General features: G+C 61.3%; 22 protein-coding genes. 10 read left to right on the forward strand and 12 right to left on the reverse strand.

Annotation, left to right across the window (positions count from 1 at the left end):
- Window positions 1–161: 161 nt before the first annotated feature.
- On the reverse strand, window positions 162–1046 hold the full coding sequence (locus JG739_RS12490; protein WP_202366716.1) for a LysR substrate-binding domain-containing protein: 885 nt from the start codon (window positions 1044–1046) through the stop codon (window positions 162–164).
- Window positions 1047–1121: 75 nt separating this feature from the next.
- Here JG739_RS12490 and JG739_RS12495 point away from each other — a divergent pair, with 75 nt between their 5' ends.
- From JG739_RS12495 to JG739_RS12510, 4 genes are all read left to right on the forward strand, one after another.
- Window positions 1122–2717, forward strand: coding sequence for an amidohydrolase (locus tag JG739_RS12495; protein ID WP_202366717.1), 1596 nt, complete (start codon window positions 1122–1124; stop codon window positions 2715–2717).
- A 24-nt stretch (window positions 2718–2741) separates the two neighbouring features.
- Window positions 2742–3674, forward strand: a complete 933-nt coding sequence (locus JG739_RS12500) for a dimethylarginine dimethylaminohydrolase family protein (protein ID WP_202366718.1) — start codon at window positions 2742–2744, stop codon at window positions 3672–3674.
- Between the two features lie 411 nt (window positions 3675–4085).
- Window positions 4086–4919, forward strand: a complete 834-nt coding sequence (locus tag JG739_RS12505) for an ABC transporter permease (RefSeq protein ID WP_202366719.1) — start codon at window positions 4086–4088, stop codon at window positions 4917–4919.
- Between the two features lie 11 nt (window positions 4920–4930).
- Window positions 4931–6178 carry an ABC transporter ATP-binding protein gene (locus tag JG739_RS12510; protein ID WP_202366720.1) on the forward strand — a complete coding sequence of 416 codons (1248 nt, stop codon included), beginning with the start codon at window positions 4931–4933 and terminating at the stop codon, window positions 6176–6178.
- Here the strand turns inward: JG739_RS12510 and JG739_RS12515 are convergent.
- Window positions 6154–7146, reverse strand: coding sequence for a glycosyltransferase (locus JG739_RS12515; protein WP_202366721.1), 993 nt, complete (start codon window positions 7144–7146; stop codon window positions 6154–6156). The genes JG739_RS12510 and JG739_RS12515 overlap by 25 nt on opposite strands.
- Before the next feature lie 442 nt (window positions 7147–7588).
- Between JG739_RS12515 and JG739_RS12520 the strand changes: the two genes are divergently transcribed.
- Window positions 7589–8353, forward strand: coding sequence for a class I SAM-dependent methyltransferase (locus tag JG739_RS12520; RefSeq protein WP_202366722.1), 765 nt, complete (start codon window positions 7589–7591; stop codon window positions 8351–8353).
- A 4-nt stretch (window positions 8354–8357) separates the two neighbouring features.
- A complete protein-coding gene (locus JG739_RS12525; protein ID WP_202366723.1) occupies window positions 8358–9350 on the forward strand; it encodes a polysaccharide deacetylase family protein in 993 nt (330 codons plus the stop codon).
- 44 nt (window positions 9351–9394) lie between these two features.
- Here the strand turns inward: JG739_RS12525 and JG739_RS12530 are convergent, their stop codons facing one another.
- The 3 genes from JG739_RS12530 to JG739_RS12540 all read right to left on the reverse strand — a co-directional run bounded on the left by JG739_RS12530 (window position 9395) and on the right by JG739_RS12540 (window position 12255).
- On the reverse strand, window positions 9395–10900 hold the full coding sequence (locus tag JG739_RS12530) for a glycosyltransferase family 2 protein (RefSeq protein ID WP_202366724.1): 1506 nt from the start codon (window positions 10898–10900) through the stop codon (window positions 9395–9397).
- 121 nt (window positions 10901–11021) lie between these two features.
- Entirely contained in the window at window positions 11022–11300 is a 279-nt protein-coding gene (locus tag JG739_RS12535; RefSeq protein WP_202366725.1) for a nuclear transport factor 2 family protein, read from the reverse strand.
- 205 nt (window positions 11301–11505) lie between these two features.
- A complete protein-coding gene (locus tag JG739_RS12540; RefSeq protein ID WP_202366726.1) occupies window positions 11506–12255 on the reverse strand; it encodes an SDR family NAD(P)-dependent oxidoreductase in 750 nt (249 codons plus the stop codon).
- Window positions 12256–12352: 97 nt separating this feature from the next.
- Between JG739_RS12540 and JG739_RS12545 the strand changes: the two genes are divergently transcribed.
- The gene (locus JG739_RS12545) at window positions 12353–13246 is read left to right on the forward strand and encodes a LysR family transcriptional regulator (protein ID WP_202366727.1); all 894 of its coding nucleotides are present in this window, start codon (window positions 12353–12355) and stop codon (window positions 13244–13246) included.
- A 64-nt stretch (window positions 13247–13310) separates the two neighbouring features.
- Here JG739_RS12545 and JG739_RS12550 read toward each other — a convergent pair whose 3' ends face one another.
- The gene (locus tag JG739_RS12550; RefSeq protein ID WP_202366728.1) at window positions 13311–13733 is read right to left on the reverse strand and encodes a VOC family protein; all 423 of its coding nucleotides are present in this window, start codon (window positions 13731–13733) and stop codon (window positions 13311–13313) included.
- A 232-nt stretch (window positions 13734–13965) separates the two neighbouring features.
- On the opposite strand from JG739_RS12550, the gene JG739_RS12555 reads away from it, so the two are divergent.
- The 3 genes from JG739_RS12555 to galE all read left to right on the forward strand — a co-directional run bounded on the left by JG739_RS12555 (window position 13966) and on the right by galE (window position 17460).
- The gene (locus JG739_RS12555) at window positions 13966–15168 is read left to right on the forward strand and encodes an MFS transporter (protein WP_202366729.1); all 1203 of its coding nucleotides are present in this window, start codon (window positions 13966–13968) and stop codon (window positions 15166–15168) included.
- A gap of 346 nt (window positions 15169–15514) precedes the next feature.
- Window positions 15515–16489 (forward strand): UDP-glucuronic acid decarboxylase family protein, encoded by a 975-nt coding sequence (locus tag JG739_RS12560; protein ID WP_202366730.1) that lies wholly within the window; start codon window positions 15515–15517, stop codon window positions 16487–16489.
- Window positions 16486–17460, forward strand: coding sequence for a UDP-glucose 4-epimerase GalE (galE, locus tag JG739_RS12565; RefSeq protein ID WP_202366731.1), 975 nt, complete (start codon window positions 16486–16488; stop codon window positions 17458–17460). The genes JG739_RS12560 and galE overlap by 4 nt, the downstream gene beginning before the upstream one ends.
- 22 nt (window positions 17461–17482) lie before the next feature.
- Here galE and JG739_RS12570 read toward each other — a convergent pair whose 3' ends face one another.
- The 6 genes from JG739_RS12570 to JG739_RS12595 all read right to left on the reverse strand — a co-directional run bounded on the left by JG739_RS12570 (window position 17483) and on the right by JG739_RS12595 (window position 23360).
- Window positions 17483–18652 carry a glycosyltransferase family 4 protein gene (locus JG739_RS12570; protein WP_244749849.1) on the reverse strand — a complete coding sequence of 390 codons (1170 nt, stop codon included), beginning with the start codon at window positions 18650–18652 and terminating at the stop codon, window positions 17483–17485.
- A 67-nt stretch (window positions 18653–18719) separates the two neighbouring features.
- A complete protein-coding gene (locus JG739_RS12575) occupies window positions 18720–19454 on the reverse strand; it encodes a class I SAM-dependent methyltransferase (protein WP_202366732.1) in 735 nt (244 codons plus the stop codon).
- The gene (locus JG739_RS12580; protein ID WP_202366733.1) at window positions 19451–20839 is read right to left on the reverse strand and encodes a glycosyltransferase; all 1389 of its coding nucleotides are present in this window, start codon (window positions 20837–20839) and stop codon (window positions 19451–19453) included. The genes JG739_RS12575 and JG739_RS12580 overlap by 4 nt, the downstream gene beginning before the upstream one ends.
- On the reverse strand, window positions 20758–21984 hold the full coding sequence (locus tag JG739_RS12585; RefSeq protein ID WP_202366734.1) for a glycosyltransferase family 2 protein: 1227 nt from the start codon (window positions 21982–21984) through the stop codon (window positions 20758–20760). The genes JG739_RS12580 and JG739_RS12585 overlap by 82 nt, the downstream gene beginning before the upstream one ends.
- A gap of 3 nt (window positions 21985–21987) precedes the next feature.
- On the reverse strand, window positions 21988–22353 hold the full coding sequence (locus tag JG739_RS12590) for a hypothetical protein (RefSeq protein ID WP_244749851.1): 366 nt from the start codon (window positions 22351–22353) through the stop codon (window positions 21988–21990).
- 14 nt (window positions 22354–22367) lie between these two features.
- Complete coding sequence (locus JG739_RS12595; protein ID WP_202366735.1) at window positions 22368–23360, reverse strand: glycosyltransferase family 2 protein; 993 nt, start codon at window positions 23358–23360, stop codon at window positions 22368–22370.
- Window positions 23361–23719 lie beyond the last annotated feature (359 nt).

Raw genomic sequence — 23719 nt, forward strand, 5'->3', positions numbered from 1 at the left:
TCTATGGCGCCAATCTCCCCCCTTGAGGGGGAGATGGCCGCAAAGCGGCCAGAGGGGGTCGGTCCGACTGGGTTCGGCTTGCTGCTGAGATGGAGGTTGGCGCTTTACGCGCGGCGACCCCCTCTGTCGCCTTCGGCGACATCTCCCCCTCAAGGGGGAGATTAGCTAATCTCTGACAGCTTCGACCTTAACCACCCCCCGAACGCCTCCAGCACCGGGTGGTTCGCCTTGGCATGCTCTGACACCAGAAAGTACGAGCGTGGCGAACTGATTGCGATGTCGAAGGGGCGCACCAGCCGGCCTTCGCTCAGCGCCCGGCGGCTGGTCAGCTCGTCGCCCATGGCGATGCCCTGGCCGGCGATGGCGGCCGAAAAAACCAGGTTCATGTCGGAAAAGAAGATGCCGCCCTCGGTGTCGGGATTCTCGACCTTCGACAGCGCCAGCCAGCGCGCCCAGTCCTCGGTGTCGCCGAGATGCAGGAGATTGGCGCGCAGCACGTCGGCCGGCCTGGAAAAGCCGCCGATCTTGTTGAGCAGCGTCGGACTGCACAGCGGCGTGAAGGAGATCTCGCACAACAGCTCGACCGCCCGGTTCGGCCAGTTGCCGACGCCGAAGGCGATGAAGGCGTCGGCGTCGGCATTGCTGACGTCGTCCAGCCGCCGCGGCGTCAGGATGCGCAGGGCGACATCGGGGTACATCTGCCGGAATTCGCCGATGTGCGTGCACAGGAACAGTGACGCGAAGCCCGGCGTGCAGCTGACGCTGAACGAGCCGCCGACGCCGGTGCCGGCATGGCGCGTTACCGCATCGCCGAGCACCGTCAGCGCTTTGCGCACGTCGCTGGCATAGCGCTGGCCGCGCGGCGTCAGCGCCACGCCCTTGCCGATGCGCTCGAGCAGGTCGAAGCCGAGATCGCGCTCGAGCAGGCGAAGCTGGTGGCTGACCGCGCTGCGGGTCAGATGCAGTTCGTCGGCGGCGCGCCAGACGCTGCCGTGGCGGGCGAAACTGTCGAGGGCGCGCAGCGCCTGCGTCGAGGGAATTCTCAAGAGGTGAACCGAATTTGCATGAGCCGGGAAAACATATCACTTTTTGGCGAAGCGCTTCACTGCTTTCTTTGACCGATGGAGGATCCTGTGACGAACTCGGCTCAAGCGACCGCGCTTGCCTGTCTGGACGACATCCAGCTGTCGCTGTCGGCATGGACGCGGACGATCTTCGATTTCGGCGAGACCGCCTGGCGCGAATACCAGTCGGCCGCCTGGTATGTCGAGCGTCTGAAGCATGAGGGTTTTTCGGTCGAGGAAGGCTCCGGCGGGATGCCGACCGCCTTTTGCGCCCACTGGACCAACGGCGCCGGGCCGACGATCGGCATGTATGCAGAGTATGACGCGGTACCCGGCAATTGCCAGGACGCGGCGACCGTCAAACGACCGCGTCCGGGTCTAGGTGCTGAGGCCGGCGGCCACACCGATCCGCATTCCGGGCTCGGCATTGCCAGCCTCGGCGGGCTTTTGGCGACCAAGGCGGCGATGCAGCGCCACGGCCTACCGGGGACGCTGCGCTTTACCGGCGAGCCGGCGGAGAAGGTGCGGGGGTCGAAGCCGATCCATGCCGCAAAAGGCTACTACGATGGCCTTGCTGGCATGATCTCCTTCCATCCCTTTTACATGCTGCCGCTCTGCAACACGGCGCGCTGGGATACGCATTGCGGCGCAGCCTATGCGATGATTTATCGCTTTGTCTGCGACGAACCCGAAAATTGGGTTCGCGCAAACCATGGCGCGCCGATCCCGCAGGCGCATTCGGCGGTCAGGGCGCCCGGCGCCAACGACGCACTTGTCATGATGTACATGGCGTCCAAGGCGCTGCGCGATTCCATGCTGCCGCATCAGGGCGGCTGGTCGATCAGCGAGGCGATCCTGACCGCAGGGCAGGCGACCGCCGACAATCTGGCAGCGGGTCTGGCCGAGATCCAGTACATGATCCGCGTGCCGACGATTGCCATGGCCGAGCAGGTCACCGCCTTGCTCGACCGCAATGCCGAAGCCGCCGCCAAAATGAGCGGCTGCCGCCATGAGCGGCACTGGGTGTCGAAGTCGCGGCCGGGGCTCGCCAATCATGCCATGGCTGACATTGCCTACGAGGCGCTGTCGACGGTTGGGCCGCCGCGCTGGGACGAGACGGCCAAGGCGATCGCCCGCGAAGTCCAGGTCAATGCCGGCGGCGCGGCGACCGACGAGCCGTTCATCGCCGAGATGGAGCAGCTGATTGCGCCTGAGGAGGCGGAGGCGTTGCTGCGCCGCGACTTGCCGCCGTCGCAGCTGAATTCGACCTCCGACGATTACACCGACATGTCTTGGCACGCGCCGACGGCGCGGTTCTACGTCGCCCGGCCGGCGCTGCGTTGCGAGAGTGGCCACGCCTACCCGTCCTGGGCGATGAACGCGCTGGGCGGCATTTCCGCCACCATCGATCCGATGGTTGCCTGCGCGTCGAAGACGATTGCGTTGGCAGCCCTTCACCTGCTGGAAGACAAGGCGGCCCGCGACGTGGCGATGGACGAATTCGTCGCCCGCACCGGCGGCGGCATTGGTGGCAGCAATTGGCTGGCGCCGCTCTGCGACTACGAACCGCCGATCCATTTCCGCTGGCCGGAATATGTCATCACCCCGCGCGGACGGGACTGGTGGATACCAAGCAACCCGCAAGCCGCGTGATCACTCGAAGCCAGGAGAAATCCCATGACCGTCCATGACCGCATCGTAGCAGAACCGTTTTCATTGCAGCGCCGCAACCCGGCCGGCGGCACCAGGCCATTGACCGCCTGGGGCTTTGCCAACGAGACCGACGTCCTGACCGACGTGCTGCTCGGTTCGCCGAATTTCCTGCGCCATCTCTCGACCAGCTCGCTGTCGCGCAAGCATCTGCGCGAGGCGCCGTGCAACGTCCAGATCGCGCAGGCGCAGCACAAGGACCTGGTCGCCGCTTATGAGCATTTCGGCGTCAACATCCACTGGCACGAGCCGACGCCGGAGCTGCCGATGCAGGTCTATTCGCGCGATTCCAGCGTCATGACGCCGTATGGCGCCATCATCACCGCGATGTCCCAGTGGTGGCGGCGCGGCGAGAACTATGCGGCTATCCGCACCTATGAGACGCTCGGCATTCCGATCTACGACATGGTCACCGCGGGCACTTTCGAGGGCGGCGACTTCAACGTCATCGAGGACGGCGTGGTGCTGATCGGCTGTGGCGGCGCCCGCACCCAGGAGGAGGGCGCGCGCCAGGTCCAGGCCTGGTTCGACAAGGAGGGCTGGGAAACCCGCATCGCCTTCATCGACGAATATTATGTCCATATCGATCTGATGGTGGTGCCGATCGCCGAGAAACTGACCGCTGTCTGCCTCGCCTGCACCGAGCCGGGCATCGTCGACTGGCTGAAGGGCAAGGGCCACGAGATCATCGACGTGCCGTTCCAGGACACGATGGCGCTCGGCTGCAACTTCATGTCGCTGGGCAAGGACAGGGTGATCGCGCCGACATCCAGCCAGACGCTGATCGGCCAGCTCAAGGCGCGCGGCTTCGAGGTGGCGGCGGTCGACATGAGCGAGATCTCGAAGACTGGCGGCGGCATCCACTGCATGGCGCAGGCGCTGAAGCGTGTGCCGGGCTGAGGGGCCGGCAACCCGTTCGCCTGCGCCGAAACCGTAGATTTCCAAGAGTTCGTGAGGTACAAGATGTAAATCAGTGCTCCGTCGCCCCGGCCGGATCCTTGCCGGGAGACGTTACGCGGAATCCATGGCTGCGCCGAGCAGATGAAATGCCGGGCAACTAGCGGTCGGTTATGAACGAGGCATTCAGGTGAGAAGGCCATTGTCGCTTGCGGTTAGGCTAAGACGACCACCAGTGAATGCTGCAACCCCGGGTGGCGCGGGCATCGTGTCCGACATTGATGGAAAAAATTGCGATTCTGCTTTGACTGCGACAGCCGACGTGCTCGAGCTGGCCGGACAGTCTGTTCTGTCAGCGTACCAGGCTCGTCGCGCCGAGCGTGACCGGATGCCACGCTGTAAGGCGGCCTAGGCGTGAGAGAAACGCGCATTCGAGTCCATGCAGGATGGGAGTGGATCGACTGGCGCGAACTGTGGCAATCACGCGATCTTGTCATGCTGCTCGTACGCCGCGACCTCGTCACCAAATACGCTCAGACGATGCTAGGGCCGCTTTGGTTCGTCATCCAGCCGATTGTGATGGCAATCGTCCTGTCGGTCGCCATAAACAGCGGTGCCGGTGTCACGACAGAAGGCGTCCCGCCGTTTCTCTTCAATCTCTGCAGCCTCGCGCCTTGGTTTTATTTCTCTCAGACCTTCGCCTCGGTCGGGGCCACCTTCGTCAACAACGCCAACCTGTTCCAAAAGGTCTATTTTCCTCGCAGCTCAGTTCCCTTGGCCGTGGGTCTGTCGAATCTGGTCGCACTGGCCATTCAGACGAGCCTTTTCTTAATTGTTCTAGTCGCTTACCACGTCAGCGGGGTGTGGACATCGCCCTCCTGGCGGATCGTCCTCATTCCTGTCCTATTCATCGAACTCGTCGTTTTCACGCTGGGGGCAGGTCTTTGCGTGGCCTCGCTTGCGGCACGCTATCGTGATCTCGTCCACGCCATGCAATACGTGCTCCTGATCGCCATGTTCGCCTCATTGGTATTCGTGCCGTTGTCTAACCTCCCGACTCACCTTCGCTGGCTCCCCTGGTTCAATCCCCTTGCGGTGATCATCGAGAGCATGAGGTCGCTCGCACTTAATACCTCAGGGGTAACGGCAATTCAGTCGGTCGTGTCAGTAGCGATCAGCGTAGGCCTGTTCCTGCTAGGGCTTCTCGCCTTCGAGAGAGCGTCCCGGACTGCAGTCGATTTGGCCTAATCGGAACATCCATGAATCCGGCGATCGAGATCAAAAACCTGTCCAAGCGATACGATTTGCACCCTCGACCGACATCGCTGCGTGAGAATATCGGCGCGTGGCTTGGCCGGGGCGAAGCGTCCGGGGCGCAGGGCACGCAATACTGGGCACTTCGCGACGTGTCGCTGACGATCGAGGCGGGCGAAGTCGTCGGCGTCATCGGCCTGAACGGGGCGGGCAAGTCAACTCTCCTCAAGATTCTCTCGCGCATTACAGATCCATCGGCAGGAGAAATCCGCATCCGCGGCCGCGTAGGCGCCCTGCTCGAGGTTGGTGCCGGCTTCCACGGGGACCTTACCGGACGGGACAATATCTATCTGAGCGGCGCCATTCTCGGCATGTCGAAGGCAGAATTGGACAGGCGCTTTGAGGAGATTGTCGCCTTCGCTGAGATAGAGCGCTTTCTCGATGTACCTGTAAAACGCTATTCGAGTGGTATGTTCGTTCGCTTGGCCTTCGCGGTGGCCGTCCACCTCGATCCGGATATTCTCATTCTCGACGAGGTCTTGTCGGTCGGGGACTCGCGCTTCCAACGCAAGTCCCTGTCCAAGATCGAAAGCCTCGTTACGAAGGGGGGGAGAACGGTGCTCCTCGTGAGTCATAACATGGATACGGTCAATCGGCTGTGCTCCCGCTGCCTTTGGCTTGAATCCGGATCAGTGAAGGCCCTCGGCGGAACGCGGGAGGTCGTGGCATCTTATCTGACTTCGGCGGGTGATTTCGCGGGTTCGAGCAATCGAATTGATGTTACGGCGGCACCTCGGACCGGCAATGGTAAAGCGCGATTCCTCGGAGTCTCCATCGATAGTGGTGATCGCTCTTCATCGGGCCAGATCTGCACCGATGGGCCGGCCCGTTGCATGCTAGACATCGAGGCTGAAAACGACATCGACGTCGATAGTCTTGCCGTGGTTATCAATAGCCTTTCGGGCCTGAAGCTCGTGAACGCAGACACGGCACTGCTGGGGACTGTCTGCCGGCTGCGCGCCGGCCGGAACCGGGTGAGTGTCACGATAGATCAGTTGCACTTGCTGCCGGGGACCTACGGCCTCGAGCTCTGGATGGGACAGAGATCAGGTGACTACCTTGCAGGTGACATCCTCGATCATGTCCACCACGCCTGCCGGGTCGAGGTCCTTAGGCCCGCCGGACATGATGGAAGCGTGCTTCCGACGGAAGGCCTAATCCCCTGCGTTTACGACTTCGAGGTCGAAACCTGAGGAGGAGAAGAACGACTCACTGCACCGACCAGGGATCGCTTGAAGGCGAGGCGCCCGATGCCGGCCCAATTTCCTAGGGCGAAATGCAGATTGATGGAGGACGGGCGGCGGTCGCGACCGCGGACCCGGTCGCGGATCACGGCCTGTGCGGCATGAAGCGTCTGACGCAATGCGGAGCGGGCGCATTGCCCAACGCAGGATGCAAAACTTCTCTCCCAGACCAGAGCGTCCACCAGTACCTGCGAGATGCCAAGACCGAACGCCAGCCGCTTCAGGTAAGCTGGCGTGGTCCGAAGTGCGGGGATGACGTGATCAATCACGCAATCGGGCGTGTACCATAACTCCCATCCGCCCGCCGAAATCCGCAGGCTGATCTCCGTGTCGCCCCCCGACACAAGCCTTCTCCCGATGCGATCAGCGAGAAAGGGCGTTTGGATCCAACCCGTCTGCTCCAGGGCGGCCCGCCGCACGACTATCCCGGCTCCGACCAGCCCCCAAATCCGGCATGCGTCGGTGCCATGGTCCTGGCACGCCAGTGTCCAGCCCACCGTACCAGGAAGTGGCTCGGCACCGCTCTCCCAGTAGGGCCTAACGAGCCCTCCAAAGGCGCCGCACCGCGGATGTGCGTCAGCGAAACGTATCGCGTTCGCCAGCCAGCTTTCATCAAGCAGACAGTCATCGTCGACGAAGGCCAGCCACTCACCAGCCGTTTCCCTAACGCCACGCTGGCGCGCCGGCGTCAGCCCCTGCTGGCGCTCACGCACGACTCTCAGCCGCCCTATCCGCTCGGCGTTCTTATGGCGCTCGACGACAAGCTGCGTCTCATCGACGCAATTGTTGTCAACAACGAGGACTTCCCAGGATCCTTCGGGGCAGTATTGGCGCGCCAAACGGTCCAGAGTTCGATCGAGAACTGACGAATTGTTGTACGTACAAACAACGATGCTAATTTTGACTTTATCGCCCATGGTTAGGTCCTTTTAGTTGATCCCCTCGTTCAAGTGGCTTGTCGATGGGCTGCTTACGAAGCTTGCCCTAGTCCTTGGGGGCGACATCGGTGTTGAACGGTTTAGCATCGCTTCGCGCGCTCGTCGGCTGCATTCTGGTCAAGCCAGTGCAAACTGGCCAGCGCCTCAATGGCATAGCCGGACATTCTGGACGGTTCCATGGCCTACCAGGGCGCGCATGACGTTCGCAAAAAAGCGGGCGGTCGCTCGCCAGGCGACGACGGTCTTGCCTGCCACGACTGATACCCTCAACATGAGTTCCCAATCACGTCGAGACGAGGTCGGCCTCCGGGAAAAGTGCGATGATCCAGCTGCGCCGCTCGGAGCTCAACGGAGCAGCAGCCGGCAGCGGGAAGCCAAGGTTTGAAAGAACCGTTTTGCAGGGCCTCGAGAGGATTATGAGATGAGTGAGAGCGCTCGCGGAGTTGGTCAAGCAAAATACAGGGCGTTTGCCCGTCGCCTCTTGCCGGAAATCGTCAAGAAGCCACTGAGGCGGCTGATGGGATATGGCCGACCCGGCGTCGGAGGGGTGCGCTTCGGCGACTTCGGCCGGACGGATCCGATCAGTCGCGATTACGGATATGATCGCGGGACACCAATCGATCGCACCTACATCGAGCGATTTCTGGGGGAACATGCATCACAGATCCGCGGCAGGACGCTTGAAGTCGTCAATGACGATTACACGGCTCGCTTCGGAGGACAGAGAACGACACAGCGCGATATCGTCGACATGCGTCCCGAAAACATCCGCGCGACGATCGTCGGCGACCTCACGAACCTGGGTGCAGAATGGAACGACACGTTCGATGCGATCGTATTGACCCAGACTCTGCATCTCATCTTTGATCTGCATGGGGCAGTTTCTGCGCTCTTCCGACTCCTCAAGAGCGGCGGAACTGTGCTCGTGACAGTGCCAGGGCTGACGCCCATTGATCATCACCAGGAATATGAAACGTGGTATTGGTCGCTGACGGAAGCTTCAGCTTGCCGATTGTTTTCGGATGTCTTTGGGGCGGACTCGACGCATATTGCTGTCTACGGAAACGTCTGCTCTGCCGTGTGCTTTCTCGAAGGTCTGGCGGCGGAAGAGCTGAAGCCGGAGATGCTGGACGCGCGGGATCGTCACTTTCCGGTTACGATCGGGATCTGCGCCACCAAGGACTGACGAAATGGCCTGGACGCTCGGGACAATGTTGCGCCGCGCCTCGCGTCGCCGGGGCTTCAAGCCGGTGATCCTGATGTATCACCGCATCGTCGCAACGGACCTGGACCCGTGGGAGCTCGCGGTCTCGCCGACCAATTTCGAGAAGCAGATGCAAGACCTCGCAAAGACGAGACGTGTGCTGCCGCTGCGCGAGCTTGCATCTCGCCACATTGAAGGAAGCCTTCCGCCCGACGCTGCAGCCATTACTTTCGACGACGGCTACGCGTGCAATGCTTTGATCGCGGCGCCGCTGCTGGAAGCCCTCGGTCTTCCCGCTACGTTCTTTCTGGCAACGTCCATGCTTGGGAAAGCCGAGGAGTTCTGGAACGATGCTCTCGAACGGGTTGTCTTCGATCCCCATGCAGCAGGACCGGCCTCCATTGTCGTCGCCGGTCGCGAGGTCCTCGTTGATCTGGGTGAGCAGCGCTACGACTACCAATGGGGCCGAGGATGGCGAGCAATGCAGGACCCGCCTCGAACCGCGCGCGAGCACGCTTATCTCAAGATCTGGGAGATCCTAAAGCCGGCGTCATTTGATGTGCAGTACCGTGCAATCGAATCGCTCGCCCGCCAGGTCGGCAGCGACTTGGCACCGCGGACCAGCCACCGGCCCATGACGATCGAAGAAGCCCGGACGCTCTCGCGAAGGTCGCGCTTGGACATTTCAGGCCACACGGAAACCCACGTTTCCCTCCCGTTATGGGATCGGAGCATCCAGCTGAAGGAAATCCAACAAAGCCGCCGGATATGCGAGGACCTGTCGTGCCGCCCATGCACCACATTCGCTTATCCCTACGGAGACTACTCCGACCTGACCATCGAGTGCGCAACAGAGTCCGGGCTGGCCTGCGCTGTGTCCGCCCACCCCAGACCATTGGTGAAGAGCGACCTCCCGCTGGCGCTGCCGCGGATCATGATGAGAAACGAGAGCATTGTGGGACATCTGGGGGCAAATTGACGCACAAGCCGGATCTTCCGGCCAGTGCGGCCGCAGCTTCTTGCTCAACTCGTGATCTGGCCTTCAAGTCGGGACTTGATCACGCCAGTCTCGATGGTGGGAAGGACGAAATTCTGCGCCAGCAAGGCTTGGCAGATGTGCTTCCTGAGTAAAGGGCCCGCCGAGCGATCTTTTACAAGACTTGCCAACGATAAAAAAAGTTTCTTCTGACCGGCGGTATATTTCATCGTTCCAAAAAGTATAGAAAACGGGAACCGTCTCAAGTAAGTTGAGAATACTTCTCGTAAGTATCGCTCGACAAGCATCTCCCGAACGCGTCCATCAGAGAAACTCCCGTCAACGAGAACTTCCATCGGTCCGACCTCAGCTCGATCGGTGCGAACGACGGCGATGAAAGACGTAATATCAGGAGCAAGATTAAGATGCGGAATGGCTCCTGGAATTCTGACGATCCGCGAGGCCACACCTCCAACAACGCCGATGGTATCGGACGCATTTGCGGTAGCGGCGAGACGTTCCGTGTGGTGCAGGACGTCGCTCGTGAAAGACGGCCCGCAGTGAGCAATCGTGCCAACTTCCTCCAGGAACTCTTGAAGGTGAGGTCTCAGTGCAGGCCAGCATCTTCCCCAATTGGGCCTGAAGTCGCCTAATCCGATGGGAATGGCGTCGAACAAGGCCGCTCCGATATCAGAAGCTGCCAAGGGCTTGGCAGGAAGAGCTTGCATCCCTCTCAAGATACCCTCAACGGAGTGCTCACGTGCGATTGCAACACCCGCCAACCAACTTACAAATCGATAGGCTGCCGCGGGGAACTCTGCGAGTGAGATGCCTTCGGCATAGCCGGGGTGAGGTCTGGGAACTCGGGGATCGGGACCGTGTCCGCGGGCGATGACGATGAGACCGTCTCGAAGCTCTTGCTCATAATTGGTACTGAGCGACGCTTCGTTTTGCCGGTAGAAGGCGACGATCTCATCGACGCCCCTGCAGCGGGCGCCAGACCGGATGACACGTTGCCAGAGATCCCAGTCTGCGCAGCCCATCAATGTTTCATCAAAACCGCCAAGCTCGTGAAAGGTCGAGTTTTTCAAAATGCATGCATGGACCATAAACGTCGCCGTTGATGCAAGGCGATGGAACAAGTCGCCCCTGGGAAGGTGTACCTGCGATCGATCCTGGCTGCGGCTCCCGCACACGCGAAGGCCTAAGGCGTGCACAAGGTGCACATCCTGGCCGGCAACGCGCAATAGAGAGCCAAGGGCATTAGGAGCGAGCCAGTCGTCGCTGTCGAGAAAGAGCAACCAATCTGCCTTTGCTTTTGCCGCTCCCGTGTTTCTGGCCGCAGCAGCACCTTGCTGTGTTTGCAACCAGAGCGAAATTCTGGCGTCTTGGGACGCGAGATTCTCAAGCACGGCGGGTGTTTCATCGGTTGACCCATCGTCAACGAGGATGGCTTCCCAGTCGGCGACGGATTGCGCCTTAAGTGAAGCCACCGCTTCGAGGATTAGCATGGGCTGATTGTGGACAGGGATGACTATGGAAACCTGCGGCATGATGGTCCTGTCCAAGGCATCCGAACGCTCGTGACCTTTTGAGGATATCGCGAACAGGATGGTGAGCGCGCCTTCGCGGCGGCAACTAGTCCGTAAAAGGTTAACTTTTTCTGGGAGCGGTTCAAGGTGGCAAAAGGCAGCTCAGCGGCCGATGGTGCACCGGCTTCCCGTTCGGCGGCGTCGCGGTCATATCGATACGACCGCGCATGAAGGCCCAGTCGCCGAGAAGCTGTAGTTCAACGATCTCGTTCGCGCCGTCGACATGAACGCCGGTCATCTCCTGCGCGGCCGCCACGAAGATCTCCTTGTCGAAGGGCTCCCGGCCGGGAACCATGAAGATCGCATCGTCCGTCATCAAGCTGAGAACGGTCGCGGTGTCTCCACGCTTGCTCGCATCCATCCATGTCTCGACCAGCTTTCGGATTGCTCTTTGGTCATCCGTCATCCGTTATCTCCCTGGATTCTCGCTGTCATCGATACCGCACGGCGCTCCTCCCTCGACGCAACATTGGTCTTTAATCGCTCCCGTCATCGATTGCAGTGTTTTATCGATGTTGCGTTGCGTTGGGCATGGTCCGTGAAACGGTGGTCTGCGCCCTCTATCCCTACCGCCAACCGCCCGAGGCGGTGATGCGCTCGCCGGTCAGCCACGATGCCTCGTCGGAGGCGAGGAACACTGCGATGCGGGCGATGTCGTCGGGCCGTCCGAAGCGGCCGAGCGGGGTCATGGCGATGACCTGCTTCTCGAATTCGCTGCCGACGATGCCTATCCGCTTCAGGCCTTCGGTGTCGACGCCGCCCGGGGCGATGGCGTTGACGCGGATGTTGCGGGCGCCGAGCTCCCGCGACATGGACAGCGTGATCGAATCCACCGCGCCCTTGGTGGCGGCGTAGACCAGCGAGTTCGGCTGCGGGTTGAGGCTGGCGACCGAGCTAATGTTGATCACGCTGCCGCCTCTGGTGCCAAAATGGTTCACCGCTTCCCGGATGGCCAGGATTGTGCCCAGTACATTGGTGTCGAACTCCCGGTGAAACTCGGCCTCGGTCACGGCTTCCAGCGGTTCGAACGCGAACACGCCGGCATTGTTGACCAATATGTCGACCGCGCCGAACGACAATTTGGCCGCCTCGAACAGGCGGCGCACGTCAGCCGCTTGCGACACATCACCGTGGACGGCGACGGCTCGGCCACCTCCGTCCTTGATTTCGGCCACGACGCGGTCGGCGCCTTCCCGCGACGAGGCATAGTTGACGACGACGGCGGCACCGGCCGCTGCAAGGCCCTTGGCGATGCCGGCGCCGATACCCTTGGAGGCGCCGGTGACGATGGCGACCTTACCGTTCAGCTTGCTCATCAAATTTCTCCTTTGTTGATGATGGGCGATATTTAATAGTGATCGGATAGCGTATTAGGATCGCCTCGATAGCTTCTTTCGTGCCTGGAATTCTTGAATGACAACCATCCTCGAAAAGACCGCCGGTCTCGTCGCCTTCGTGCGCACTGTCGATGCGGGCTCGTTCCATGCCGCCAGCCGGCTGGTCGGCTCCAGCCCGTCGGCGGTGTCGAAGAGCGTGGCGCGGCTCGAGCGCCGGCTGGGCGTCAGGCTGATCCAGCGCTCGACGCGCCGGCTTGGCCTGACCAGCGAGGGCCTCGCCTATTACGAGCGGATCGCGCCTTTGCTCAGAGCGCTCGATGACGCCCAGGACATCGTCCAGATGGCCGATACAGCGCGCGGCCTGCTGCGCGTCACGGCGCCCGTGGAACTCGGGCGCGGCCTGATCGCCTCCTGGGCGCAAGCGTTCCTGGCTCAGCACAGCGAGGTGAAACTGGAACTCAACGTTACCGACCGCCACGCCGACCTGATCCGCGAAGGCTATGACGTCGCGGTGCGCATGGGGGCGCTGTCGGACACCGGGCTCATCGTGCGCAAGATCGCCAATCTGCCGATCGTGCTGGTGGCCTCGCCGGCCTATGTCGAACAGCGTGGCCGGCCGGCCACGATCGAGGCGTTGCAGAGCCACGACTTCATCCGCTATCAGATGGCCGGCCGGCCCTATCCGATCACCTTGGCCGACGGCACGGTAGTCGTGCCGAACGGGCGGCTCGATACCGATGACGGCGGCGCCATCCGGCAAGCGGCGCTTGCCGGAGCCGGCATCGCGCATCTGATGCAGTTTGCCGTGCAGGACGATCTCGACGCCGGTCGCCTGGTCCGCATCTTGCCCAAGGTGGCGATGCCGACCATGCCGGTGCACATCATCCATGCGTATGGGCGACAGCTACCGGTCCGCGCCCGGCTGTTCGTCGACTTCCTGGCGAGCCAGATGGCGGTGCTGACGCGATAGGGCGGGCGGATGGCACACGATCCGATGCCGTCGCAAGCAAGGTCTTGCCCGGGTTACCCGGTCATCAGAACGCAATCTTCACCGAAGCGGCGCTGCGCTTGGCTGGCCCGTGAAAGACGGCCTCGATGTTGTTGCCGTCGGGATCGAGCAGGAAGGCGGCGTAGTAACCGGGATGGTAGTGCTGCCGCTCGCCCGGTGCACCATTGTCGGTGCCGCCGGCCTCGAGCCCGGCCTTATAGAAGGCGTCGACCATCGCGCGATCCCTTGCCTGGAAGGCAAGGTGGTGGCGGCCCGTCAGTTGTCCGCTGGCTGCCGGGCTGTCGATGCTGGAGACGAACAGCTCGTCGGCCCAGAAATGATCCTCGGCGCTGCCGCCGATGGGAACCTCGAGCACTTTGAAAATCGCCTCATAGAAGCGCCGGCTGGCCTTGAGATCGCTGACCACCAGCTGGACGTGGTCGATGAGACGGCCGCGATGAAGTTCCATGCCTGATAGCTCCTGATCGCCAGGTTGGAAATCTAGCCCAGGACGGCGCACGGTCAATGCAATGGACCAATCGAGTGGGCAAGGGAGCAATGGGGTGGCGCGATTTCGCGACTGGATAAAAAACGCAACCGGATTGTAGGATTGGAAATGTCGGCATCGTCCTTCGGACGCAAGCGGTGTGACGAAGCTCGAAAGAAGTCGCGCCGTGCCCAAACGATCTCGGAGAAAAAGCATGAGCCTTTCCTATCGTTGGGTCATCGTCGCGGCTGGCGCCCTGATGACCTGTGTCGCCCTCGGGGCGATGTTCTCGCTGGCGATCTTCCTCGAACCGATGGCGCTCGACACGGATTGGTCGCGCGCCGGCATATCGAGCGCGATGACGCTGAACTTCCTGGTGATGGGCCTCGGCGGTTTCGCCTGGGGCGCCATTTACGATCGCTACGGCGCTCGCATCGTTGTGATGACAGGCGCGGTGCTGCTCGGGCTGGCGCTGGTGCTGGCCAGCCGCACCGGCTCGCTGCTTGTCTTCCAGATCACCTATGGTGTGCTCGTCGGCCTCGCGGCAAGCGCCTTCTTCGCCCCGATGATCGCGCTGACCACGGCGTGGTTCGACAAGAACCGCAGCCTTGCGGTTTCGCTGGTTTCGGCCGGCATGGGCGTGGCACCAATGACGATCTCGCCCTTCGCGCGCTGGCTGATCTCGGCCTATGACTGGCGCACCGCCATGCTGGTCATCGGCATCGCGGCGTGGGCGCTGCTGGTGCCGGCCGCATTGCTGGTGCGCCAGCCGCCCAAGCCTGCCGCTGACGACGCCGCCTCCGATCTTGCCGCCGACGTTACCGGCATGTCGGTTCTACAGGCGCTGCGCTCGCCGCAATTCATTGTTCTGGCACTGACCTTCTTTGCCTGCTGCGCGGCGCATTCCGGGCCAATCTTCCACATGGTGAGCTATGCGATGCTGTGCGGCATAGCGCCGATGGCGGCGGTCAGCATTTACAGCATCGAGGGCCTGGCGGGGCTGGGCGGCAGGCTTTTATACGGCGTGCTTTCCGACCGGCTGGGGGTCAAGCCGGTGCTGATTACCGGTCTGGCGATACAGTCGGTGGTCATCGCAGCCTATCTTGCGGTCAGCGAGCTTGGTCAATTCTACACACTCGCCGTCATCTTCGGCGCCACCTACGGCGGCGTGATGCCGCTCTATGCGGTGCTGGCGCGCGAATATTTCGGCCAGCGCATCCTCGGCACCGTGTTTGGTGCTGTAACCATGCTGTCCAGCATCGGCATGGCCTTCGGCCCGCTCGCCGGCGGCATGGTGTTCGATGCCTATGCCAGCTATTCCTGGCTGTTCATAGGCTCGGCCCTGGTCGGGCTCGGCGCGGTGGCGGTGGCGATCGCCTTCCCGCGGCTGCCGCGTAGGGAGTTGCAACCGGCGTAGCACCGCGGAGAGAGGAGGCAGGGGTCGAAAGTGGACATCGGCTATGGCAGCTTTTGACCCCCAGTCGCGAGGTGTTCATAGGCAGCGATAGGAGCCGGGCCAAGACTGTGTAGGACGCATCTCCCTTTGTTACGATCATGATGCAACGCAGCGCATTCACGTGGTTCGGACGAAATCCGTCAAAGAATGGCAAAACGGGCTTTTCCATGGATCGTGCGCCGCGCACTCACGCGGCTATTTCAGGTCCGTTAACATTTTGTGTTTTCGGCGCAGCATTTTTTTCCTATCCTCGCCCCAGGGCTTTGCGCATTCGATTGCGTGAAGAACTGGCGTGAGGATCCCAAAAATGCAGCAGGCAAAGCGAATCTTGGTGACGGGGGGCGCAGGTTTTCTGGGATCGTTCTTATGCGAGCGGTTGCTTGCTGAAGGCCACGAGGTTGTATGCGTCGACAATTTCTTCACAGGAAGTCGGAGAAACGTCTCGCATTTGCTCGACAACAGATCCTTTGAGATCATTCGCCACGACGTGACATTTCCGCTCTACGTAGAAGTTGATGAAATCTACAACCTTGCTTGCCCGGCAAGCCCGGTTCACTACCAGTTCGATCCGGTCCAGACGACAAAGACCAGCGTCCATGGGGCGATCAATATGCTGGGGCTCGCCAAGCGAGTTCGCGCAAAGATCCTTCAGGCGTCCACGTCTGAAGTCTACGGCGATCCCGAGGTTCACCCGCAGACCGAGGACTATTGGGGCAGGGTAAACCCGATAGGGCCCCGTTCCTGTTACGACGAAGGCAAGCGCTGTGCCGAAACCCTGTTTTTCGACTATTGGCGGCAGCACAGGCTGCGGATCAAGGTAGCGCGCATCTTCAACACTTACGGCCCGAGGATGCGTCCGGACGACGGCCGCGTCATTTCCAATTTCATCATGCAGGCACTGCAAAACAAGCCGATAACCGTGTACGGCACCGGCGAGCAGACACGCTCATTTTGCTACGTCAATGATCTCATCGACGGTCTGGTTCGCCTGATGCACACGGTCGACGATGTTACCGGTCCAATGAATCTCGGCAACCCGGTCGAATTCACGATGCTCGAACTTGCCAATCTCGTGATCGAACTTACCGGAAGCCGATCCGAGATCAGGTTTTTACCTTTGCCCGTCGATGATCCAAGGAAGCGGCAGCCTGACATCGGGTGTGCCTTGCGCGAGCTCAATTGGAAGCCAAGAATCGCATTGCGCGACGGTCTCGCCACGACCATTGCCTATTTCGAAGACTTGGTCTCATCGAGAAATGCTCGGACCGCTGCAGCCGGATGAAAACAGTCCTGGTCACTGGCGGGGCGGGCTATATCGGCTCACACTGTTGCAAGGCATTCGCCGGCGCCGGTTGGTCGGTCATTGCCTATGACAATTTCTCGCGCGGCTGGCGCGACGCGGTCAAATGGGGACCGCATGTCGAGGGCGATGTTTGCGACGGCGCAGCGGTTGCAGCAGCGCTGCACCAGTATCGGCCGGATGTGGTGGCGCATTTCGCCGCTTACGCCTATGTCGGCGAGTCCGTCGAGCGCCCGGAACTCTACTACCGAAACAATAGTTTTGGGACGCTGGTCCTGCTCGAGGAAATGCTGAAGGCCGGCGTCGACAAGCTGATCTTTTCGAGCACCTGCGCGTCTTACGGCGTTCCCGTTCGTTCTCCGATCGACGAAACGCATCCGCAGTCGCCCATCAATCCCTATGGGTGGTCGAAATTAATCATAGAACGCATGGTGGACGATCTCTCGTCGGCCCATGGCCTGAACGCGGTCGTGCTGCGGTATTTCAACGCTGCCGGATGTGATCCCGATGGCGAGATCGGTGAGCGGCACGAACCGGAAACGCATGTGATTCCGCTCGCTATCGAGGCGGCGATCAGGTCGGGCCGGGTTTTTACCATTAATGGCACCGACTTCGACACAAGGGACGGAACTGCGGTGCGGGACTATGTCCACGTCACCGATCTCGCCCGTGCTCATGTTCTGGCAGGGGAGAAGCTTCTGCGCGATCGGGGAGTTCACGTCTACAATCTCGGCACCGGAACCGGAACGACGGTGAACGAGTTGGTCAATGCGGTGAGCCGGGCTTCGGGAACGCGCCTTCCTGTGGCCTACGGACCGCGCCGGGCAGGTGACCCGCCTGCACTTGTAGCGGCGGCCGGCAAGGCGGCCCGGGAGCTCGGCTGGATGCCTGAGCAATCCGCAATCGACCGGATCGTCGAAACGGCGCTGGCCTGGTACCGCCGCCAGTTGTGACCACTCTTTTTTAGGAAGAGCCCTACCGCTTGGTCAGCAAACAATCGAGGGCTGCGGCGACTGCTGCAAGCGAGAAATTTTCCTCTATTCGTTGTCGCGAAGCCCGACCGAGGCGTTCCCGCAAGCCCGGATTGTCCTTCAGTCTTTGGAGGGCGCGCGCGATTTCACCCGGCTGGTCCTTTCGCACCATCAGCCCACCTGACGCTTCGCCGTTTGCCAGAATGTCGGGGAGCCCCTGTGCATCGGTAGCGACGATGGGAAGGCCGCAGGCCATGGCCTCCAGCGGTGCGACCGGCATGCCTTCGATACGCGATGCGGCGACGTAGGCATCCGCCGCCGAAAGCCAGCGCCGGATCAGCGTCCGGTCCGTGGTATAGCTGGAAAGCCATCTCACATTCGCCAGTCTGGCCTCGCGCAGGAGCCTGGCAAATTCGTCTCGATCCTGCCCCGAGCCGATGATCACGAGTTGCGATGATGCGTCTGCGGAAAACAAGGACCAGGCTTTCAACAGCACGTCGAGCCCCTTCCGGCGGATGTCGATGCGTCCATGGTTGACGATGACAAAAGCCTCGCGCGGCAAATCGAGGCTTTCCCGCGCTTCCCAGTGCTCGATCGCCTTCCATTCCTTGGTGTCGATCGGATTGGCGATATTGGCGATGTCGAGCGCGATGCGCGGGTAGGCTTTGGCGAGGCGCTCGCGCTCGGCACCCGATGCGACGATGAGGCCCCTGCAGGCGCGAAGCGAAGCCTGCCGGGCGATCGCCTCGATCCAGGAGAGCGGTCGGTCTCCGCCCTGGAAGGTCGCATAGAGGGGAATGCGCATACGGCGCGCCAGCCAGGCGAGCGCATCGAACCGGGTGTATTCATATTCTTGAGCGAGGATCACGTCGCATTGCGATTGGGCGAGGACCTTTCGGAAGGCGGACAGCGGCGTCGTGGCCCAGCGCCGCAGACTGTGAGCAGCGGCGGAGTGGCCTTGGCGCGTTCGTTTCCCGGGAACGACCCAGATCGGCGTGCCTGTTCCCCCATGATGGTGGCACTCTATCTCAGAGGCATGTTCGGATGCGCAGACAATGATCGGCCTGTGCCCGGCCAGCTGCAGGGCGGCCGCGTAGCCGAACAGCCAGCCGCCGGTCATTTGCCCGACGAATTCCTCGAGCCGCAACCCTATCGGATCGAGAAACTCCTCCATGACGTCGCCCCATGGAAAGAGGGCAACGACGAGAGGGGGTTGGCGGCCAATCATTTGCGCGACGAGGTCATTTGCGCCAGGAAAAGGCCGTTTCCGTACCGCGTGTCGAGGGCCCGTGCAGCGCATAGCCAACCGCCGTAATGGGAGCAGCCAACGCGTAGAGGACCTTGCGTCGGCGCCTTCCAAGGCGAGAAAATGCGACGTCGTGAAAGAACGCCGTCACCGGGTTGATGAATGTTGCCCGAAGCTCCGGCGGCTTGTCGAAGAGCGCGGCGAGCTCGGGATCGCGATAGCCACGCCGAACGTGGCCCCATTCCCGCATCAGTTCGCTTTCGTGCGGGCAATATGGCTTCATGATACGGAAATACGGGTAGTGCCAACCGGCCTCAGGCGTGGAGACAAGCACATATCCGCCGGGTCGCACTACCCTCAGCGCCTCCTGCGCAGCGCGGCGGTCGTCCTCGATATGTTCAAGCACGTCAAACAGCGTCGCGACATCGAAACTGTCGTCTGCGAAGGGCAGGACACAGGCATCGCCGCAAACGAAGGTTGACCTCGCCCATGGCGGCTGGAGCCTGCCCAGTTCGGGATCGAGATCGAGGGTGACGATATCCGCGTTCGGGTAGAGGATACTCGCCAATCCACTGCGGCCACCGCCAATCTCCAATGTAGGCCCCTCGATTGCCGCCGGAGCAACACGGTGAATGGCTCGCATCTTCTCACGGTAAAACAGGCCGTCGGTCAGGCCGTTGGGAAAAGGGTTGCCGGAAAGAAACTGGCCGAGCGGCGCCTTGCGGATCATCGGGCTCTTTCCTCAACCAAATTCTGCCGGGGCAAGGCTCGCCGTTTTCGCCAGCCGAAACGCAGCAGAAATTGAAGACCGGCCAGCCATCCTTCCACCTCTGCCGCCAGAATTCCGATCCTGCCGGGCGGGCCATCGAAAAGCGTCCTTAGGAATGTCCTCAAGAAGTAAGCCGGCAACTTTATCCAGATCCGAATGATGTTTCCGCGGTCGCCGAAATTATCATATTGCACGACAAGGGCCGCGACATGGCCCTTCATGTAGGCCCTCATCTGCCGTCTTAGTCCCGGCCAGTCGCTGCGATGATGGTGGAAGACAACGGCCCGGGGTTCATAGAGGCAGGCGCCACCGGTTGCCAGCAGCCGGTACCAGAGTTCCGAATCTTCAGAACATCCGGCAGCACCGGCGCCGAGGCGCTCGTCGAACAAGCCAACCCGATCGAAGGCAGATCGCCGAAAGGCCATGTTGGCCCCGGCGCCAATTTTCCAGACATGCGCTCCATTTGGCCGCGTCTCTTCGAAGAAGCGCTGGTCGAAGACGAGGGGCACGAAGGTGGTGCCGAAGCCGCCCATGTCGAACTGGAAGCGGCGTTGTGCCAGGGTATCGAGCCGCGCCGGCAGCACCAGGCCTGTCAGCGCCTCGACGTCCCGCTCTGCAAAGACGCGCGCAATTTCGGCAGTCCAGCCGGCATGCACTTCGACATCGTCATCGGTGAAGGCGATGATGCCATGCCGGCTTGCGCGAACGCCGGCCGTTCGGGCTACACTCAGTCCAGGGCGCGTCTCATGAATGTAACGGACCTCCGGAAACTGCATGCACACGGACCGCGCGTTGCCGTCGCGGGAATTGTCAACGACGACCACTTCGCCCGGAGCGCTGCGTTGTTTTGCAATGCTGCTAAGGCACCTGGCCAGCGCTGGGCCGCGGTCCCGGGTGCAAATCACAACCGAGATGTCTTGCGCGGATGCCGAAGAAGCCGTCGCAAGCTGATCAAGGCTGTCGATCAGGTCCCTGGCATCGAGTGCAGCAGCCAGCGAAAGCGCGGACTTTGGGCACCCCCAGTAGGTCGCCCGCAGGGGAGCGCCCAGGGAGGTGCTGCGTGCGGCCAGCTGTGCCGCCGAAAATTCCGCGGCGAACTGCCGCAAATGTGCCCTTGAATATGGCAGTTCGTCAGGCAGGGACGCTCGCATCCCCAGCGGTAAGTCCTTCCACCAGAAGATCGATAGCGAAGCAGTGTCGCCCGCGTCGCCGTCTATATCGGTAGTCTCGAGATCGATGTGCCTGACACGGAAGGCATCGCCGTTCACTGGTTCTGCTCCCGGATCGTCTGCACGCGGGCACGCGAGCGATCGTACTCGCCCGCGAGACCATAGATTCCGCCCCATAATTCCGCGATGCCGAAACGGAAATCGCGACCTCGAAACCTGCGCGCCGCACGCGCCACCGCCTTCAGCCGATCGAAGAACCACCAGCGAACCATGGCACGGTGTCGTGCGCTGAGTTCTTCATCGGTCCGACGGCTTTTGACAAGGAAAGCCATCATGCCGAGGCCCCACGTCCAATATTGCCGCCTCAACTGCTCAATCGTCTCGCGATGCTCGTGGTAAACGGCATATTCCGGCTCATAGATCATGGGCCGGCGCGAACGCAGCACGCGATAGAAAATGTCGAGATCGCCACCACCGGGCAGCGGAGATCCGGTGTCAAGTGCCTCATCGAAACCGCCGAGTTCGACGAGCAGCGCGCGGTCGAAAGCCATGTTGCAGCCGGCGCCGAGACTACCGGATCCTACCGGGTGCAGCGGATTGTCAAACCGGGTGTTGTGGAATTCCTTGCGGACAAAGCCGCGGCCAAATCCGCCGTTTTGCTCAAAAAAGATCTGGGCTTCCGTGTCGAGGCGAAACGGCAGCACCAGGCCCGTAAAGCCGCCGGCGCCGGGATTGTACCGGCACGCCTTGGCAAGGCCTGCCAGCCAGTTGCGATCGACGACCACATCGTCGTCCAGATATGCGACCAGATCTCCCGTAGCCGCGCGAAGAGCCGCGTTGCGGGCAAAGTCGAGCCCCGCCTTCGGTTCGAAAACGTAGCGGACATCCTTGAAGCACTCGACCGCTTCGCGCGTAGTGGCATCGACCGAAGCATTGTCGACTACGACAATTTCGACGGATTGAAACGCGGATTTCCAACGGATGGGGTCGAGCGAGGACAGCAGCCGGGAAAGGCGCTTTGCGCGATCCTTGGTGCAGATCGCAATGGATAGGTTTGGCAGTGCCGTTTCCGCCGCAAACCGTCGCCGCGCCGATAATTCCACGTCCACCTTTGCAACGAGAATGCGGTCAGCGAAGCGTTCGTCGGCAACCGCCTTCAGCCTCTCCGCCGACAAGACGGAAGAGGCCGGCAGCGCGATCATCTCGAACCCGATGAGCCGGTCCTGCCAGCGGGCGATGAGCCCGACGCCGTCATGCTGTGGAGCGAGCTCGATCGGGGCCAGGGGCTTTGACAGTTCGATTTCAACAAGTCTGTATCCCATCGGCTAGGTCGCCCTCATGGCGGTACGTCCGTGCTGAAATTCATGGAGCCTTGAAAAATGACCCTGCCGCTTCAGCAGTTGGTCCGGTGAGCCAACTTCGATCACACGTCCCTTGGCCATTACGATGATCTGGTTGGCCGCCTGGACTGTCGAAAGCCGGGGGGCGATGACGACCATGGTACGATTGTGCGAATACTGCTCGAGCGCGAGCTGAAACGCCTGCTCCGTCTCAACGTCGAGCGCGTTCGTAGCCTCGTAGAGGCCGGCACCTTCGAGAACCGCTGCAGCCAGACCAAGTCCGACGATCGTCGGCCCGGCCCATGCAGGCGCTGCCGCCAAGCGGATGAGGCGCCGCAAGCGCTCGAACATTGATGGGCTCACATTCACCAGCTGGTCTCTTCATAAAGCGGACGGAACTCGGCGTTCTTGTTGCGCATCCGTTTCACTCCAACCTTGATCCAGCGAGGAACCAACCTGGCCCTGCAGTAAACGTCCACCATGTTGGGCAGGCGAGAAATCGCCGTGCGTGGATCCATGATGAAGAGTTTCTTCGATAGTTTGCAGGCCGAGTAAAGCTGCCCGCCGATCAAAGCCCTTACTGCAAGCCAATGAATCATGTCGACCAGGTGGGCGTCGAGATCGTTGCCGAACTGCGGATATTTTTCACGAAACTCGCCCAGAACAATCTCACACGAACGAAGCATCTGCATGACATCGCTCGACATGTTGACGTTCGTCATCCGGTAACCCACGAGGTGCTGGGGAACGACGCGGAATTCGTAACTTTCCGCTATTCTGAGGCACATGAGAAGGTCCTCGCAGCCTTGTGCATTCCTGGCCCTCAGGGAAGGATCGAATTGTCCCGCCCGCTCGAATGCGGAGCGACGCAGCAGCATCGAACTTCCGTTGCCGACAAAATTCATTCTGCACATCCGTTGCAGAACGCGGCCAGCGGCATCGGGTCGGTATAGTGAGAATACCCGGCCGTTCTCGTCGATTTGCGCAAACCAGCAATATGCCAGGCCCGCGGAGGAACCGCCTTCCTGCAGGGCGCGCAGTTGCAGTGCGATCTTGGAAGGTGCCCAGAGATCATCGGCGTCGACAAACGCCAGAAACTCGGCATCGGTAGAGGCCGCACCGCTATTGCGGGCGTGCGCAACACCGGCGTTCGGCTGCCTCATCAGGCGTATACGCCGGTCTTTCTCAGCACAGGAGGCGACGATCGAGGCGGACTTGTCCGTCGACCCGTCATCCACCACGACAATGTCCAGCGCCTGATGGGCCTGCTGGCAGATGCTGGTCAAGGTGGCGCGAATGGTGCCCTCGGCATTGAACATCGGCACCACGACGCCTACCGTAGCATTGTCATCAATCATCAGGCCTTCGTTTCCGCAGTTGGGGAATGGCTTATTTGAGTATTCTATTGGATATGCATTGCTTGCCAGCAACCGGGGCGAATTCGGGGCAAGTCAGACCGATTGTTCTCCTGCCAGCTTGGCCGCAACGGGCTTCGATCGTAGCAAATCAAATCTTGAATCCGGAAATCGAATTTGGATCCGGAACAGGGCGCGGACCCGCCGCGCCCCGATGCAATATTAGTTCCCCCTGAACAGGCGCGTCAACCAACGCCGTCTTGATCGCTTCGCTCCCGATACGCGCGGTTTTCCGGCGACCCGGTGTCGATGGAATGCGAAATGTGACGAGTTGGCGGAGGGAGAGGACCTGAAATCCAACC

Source organism: Mesorhizobium sp. L-2-11, from assembly GCF_016756595.1.
Taxonomy (GTDB): Bacteria; Pseudomonadota; Alphaproteobacteria; order Rhizobiales; family Rhizobiaceae; genus Mesorhizobium.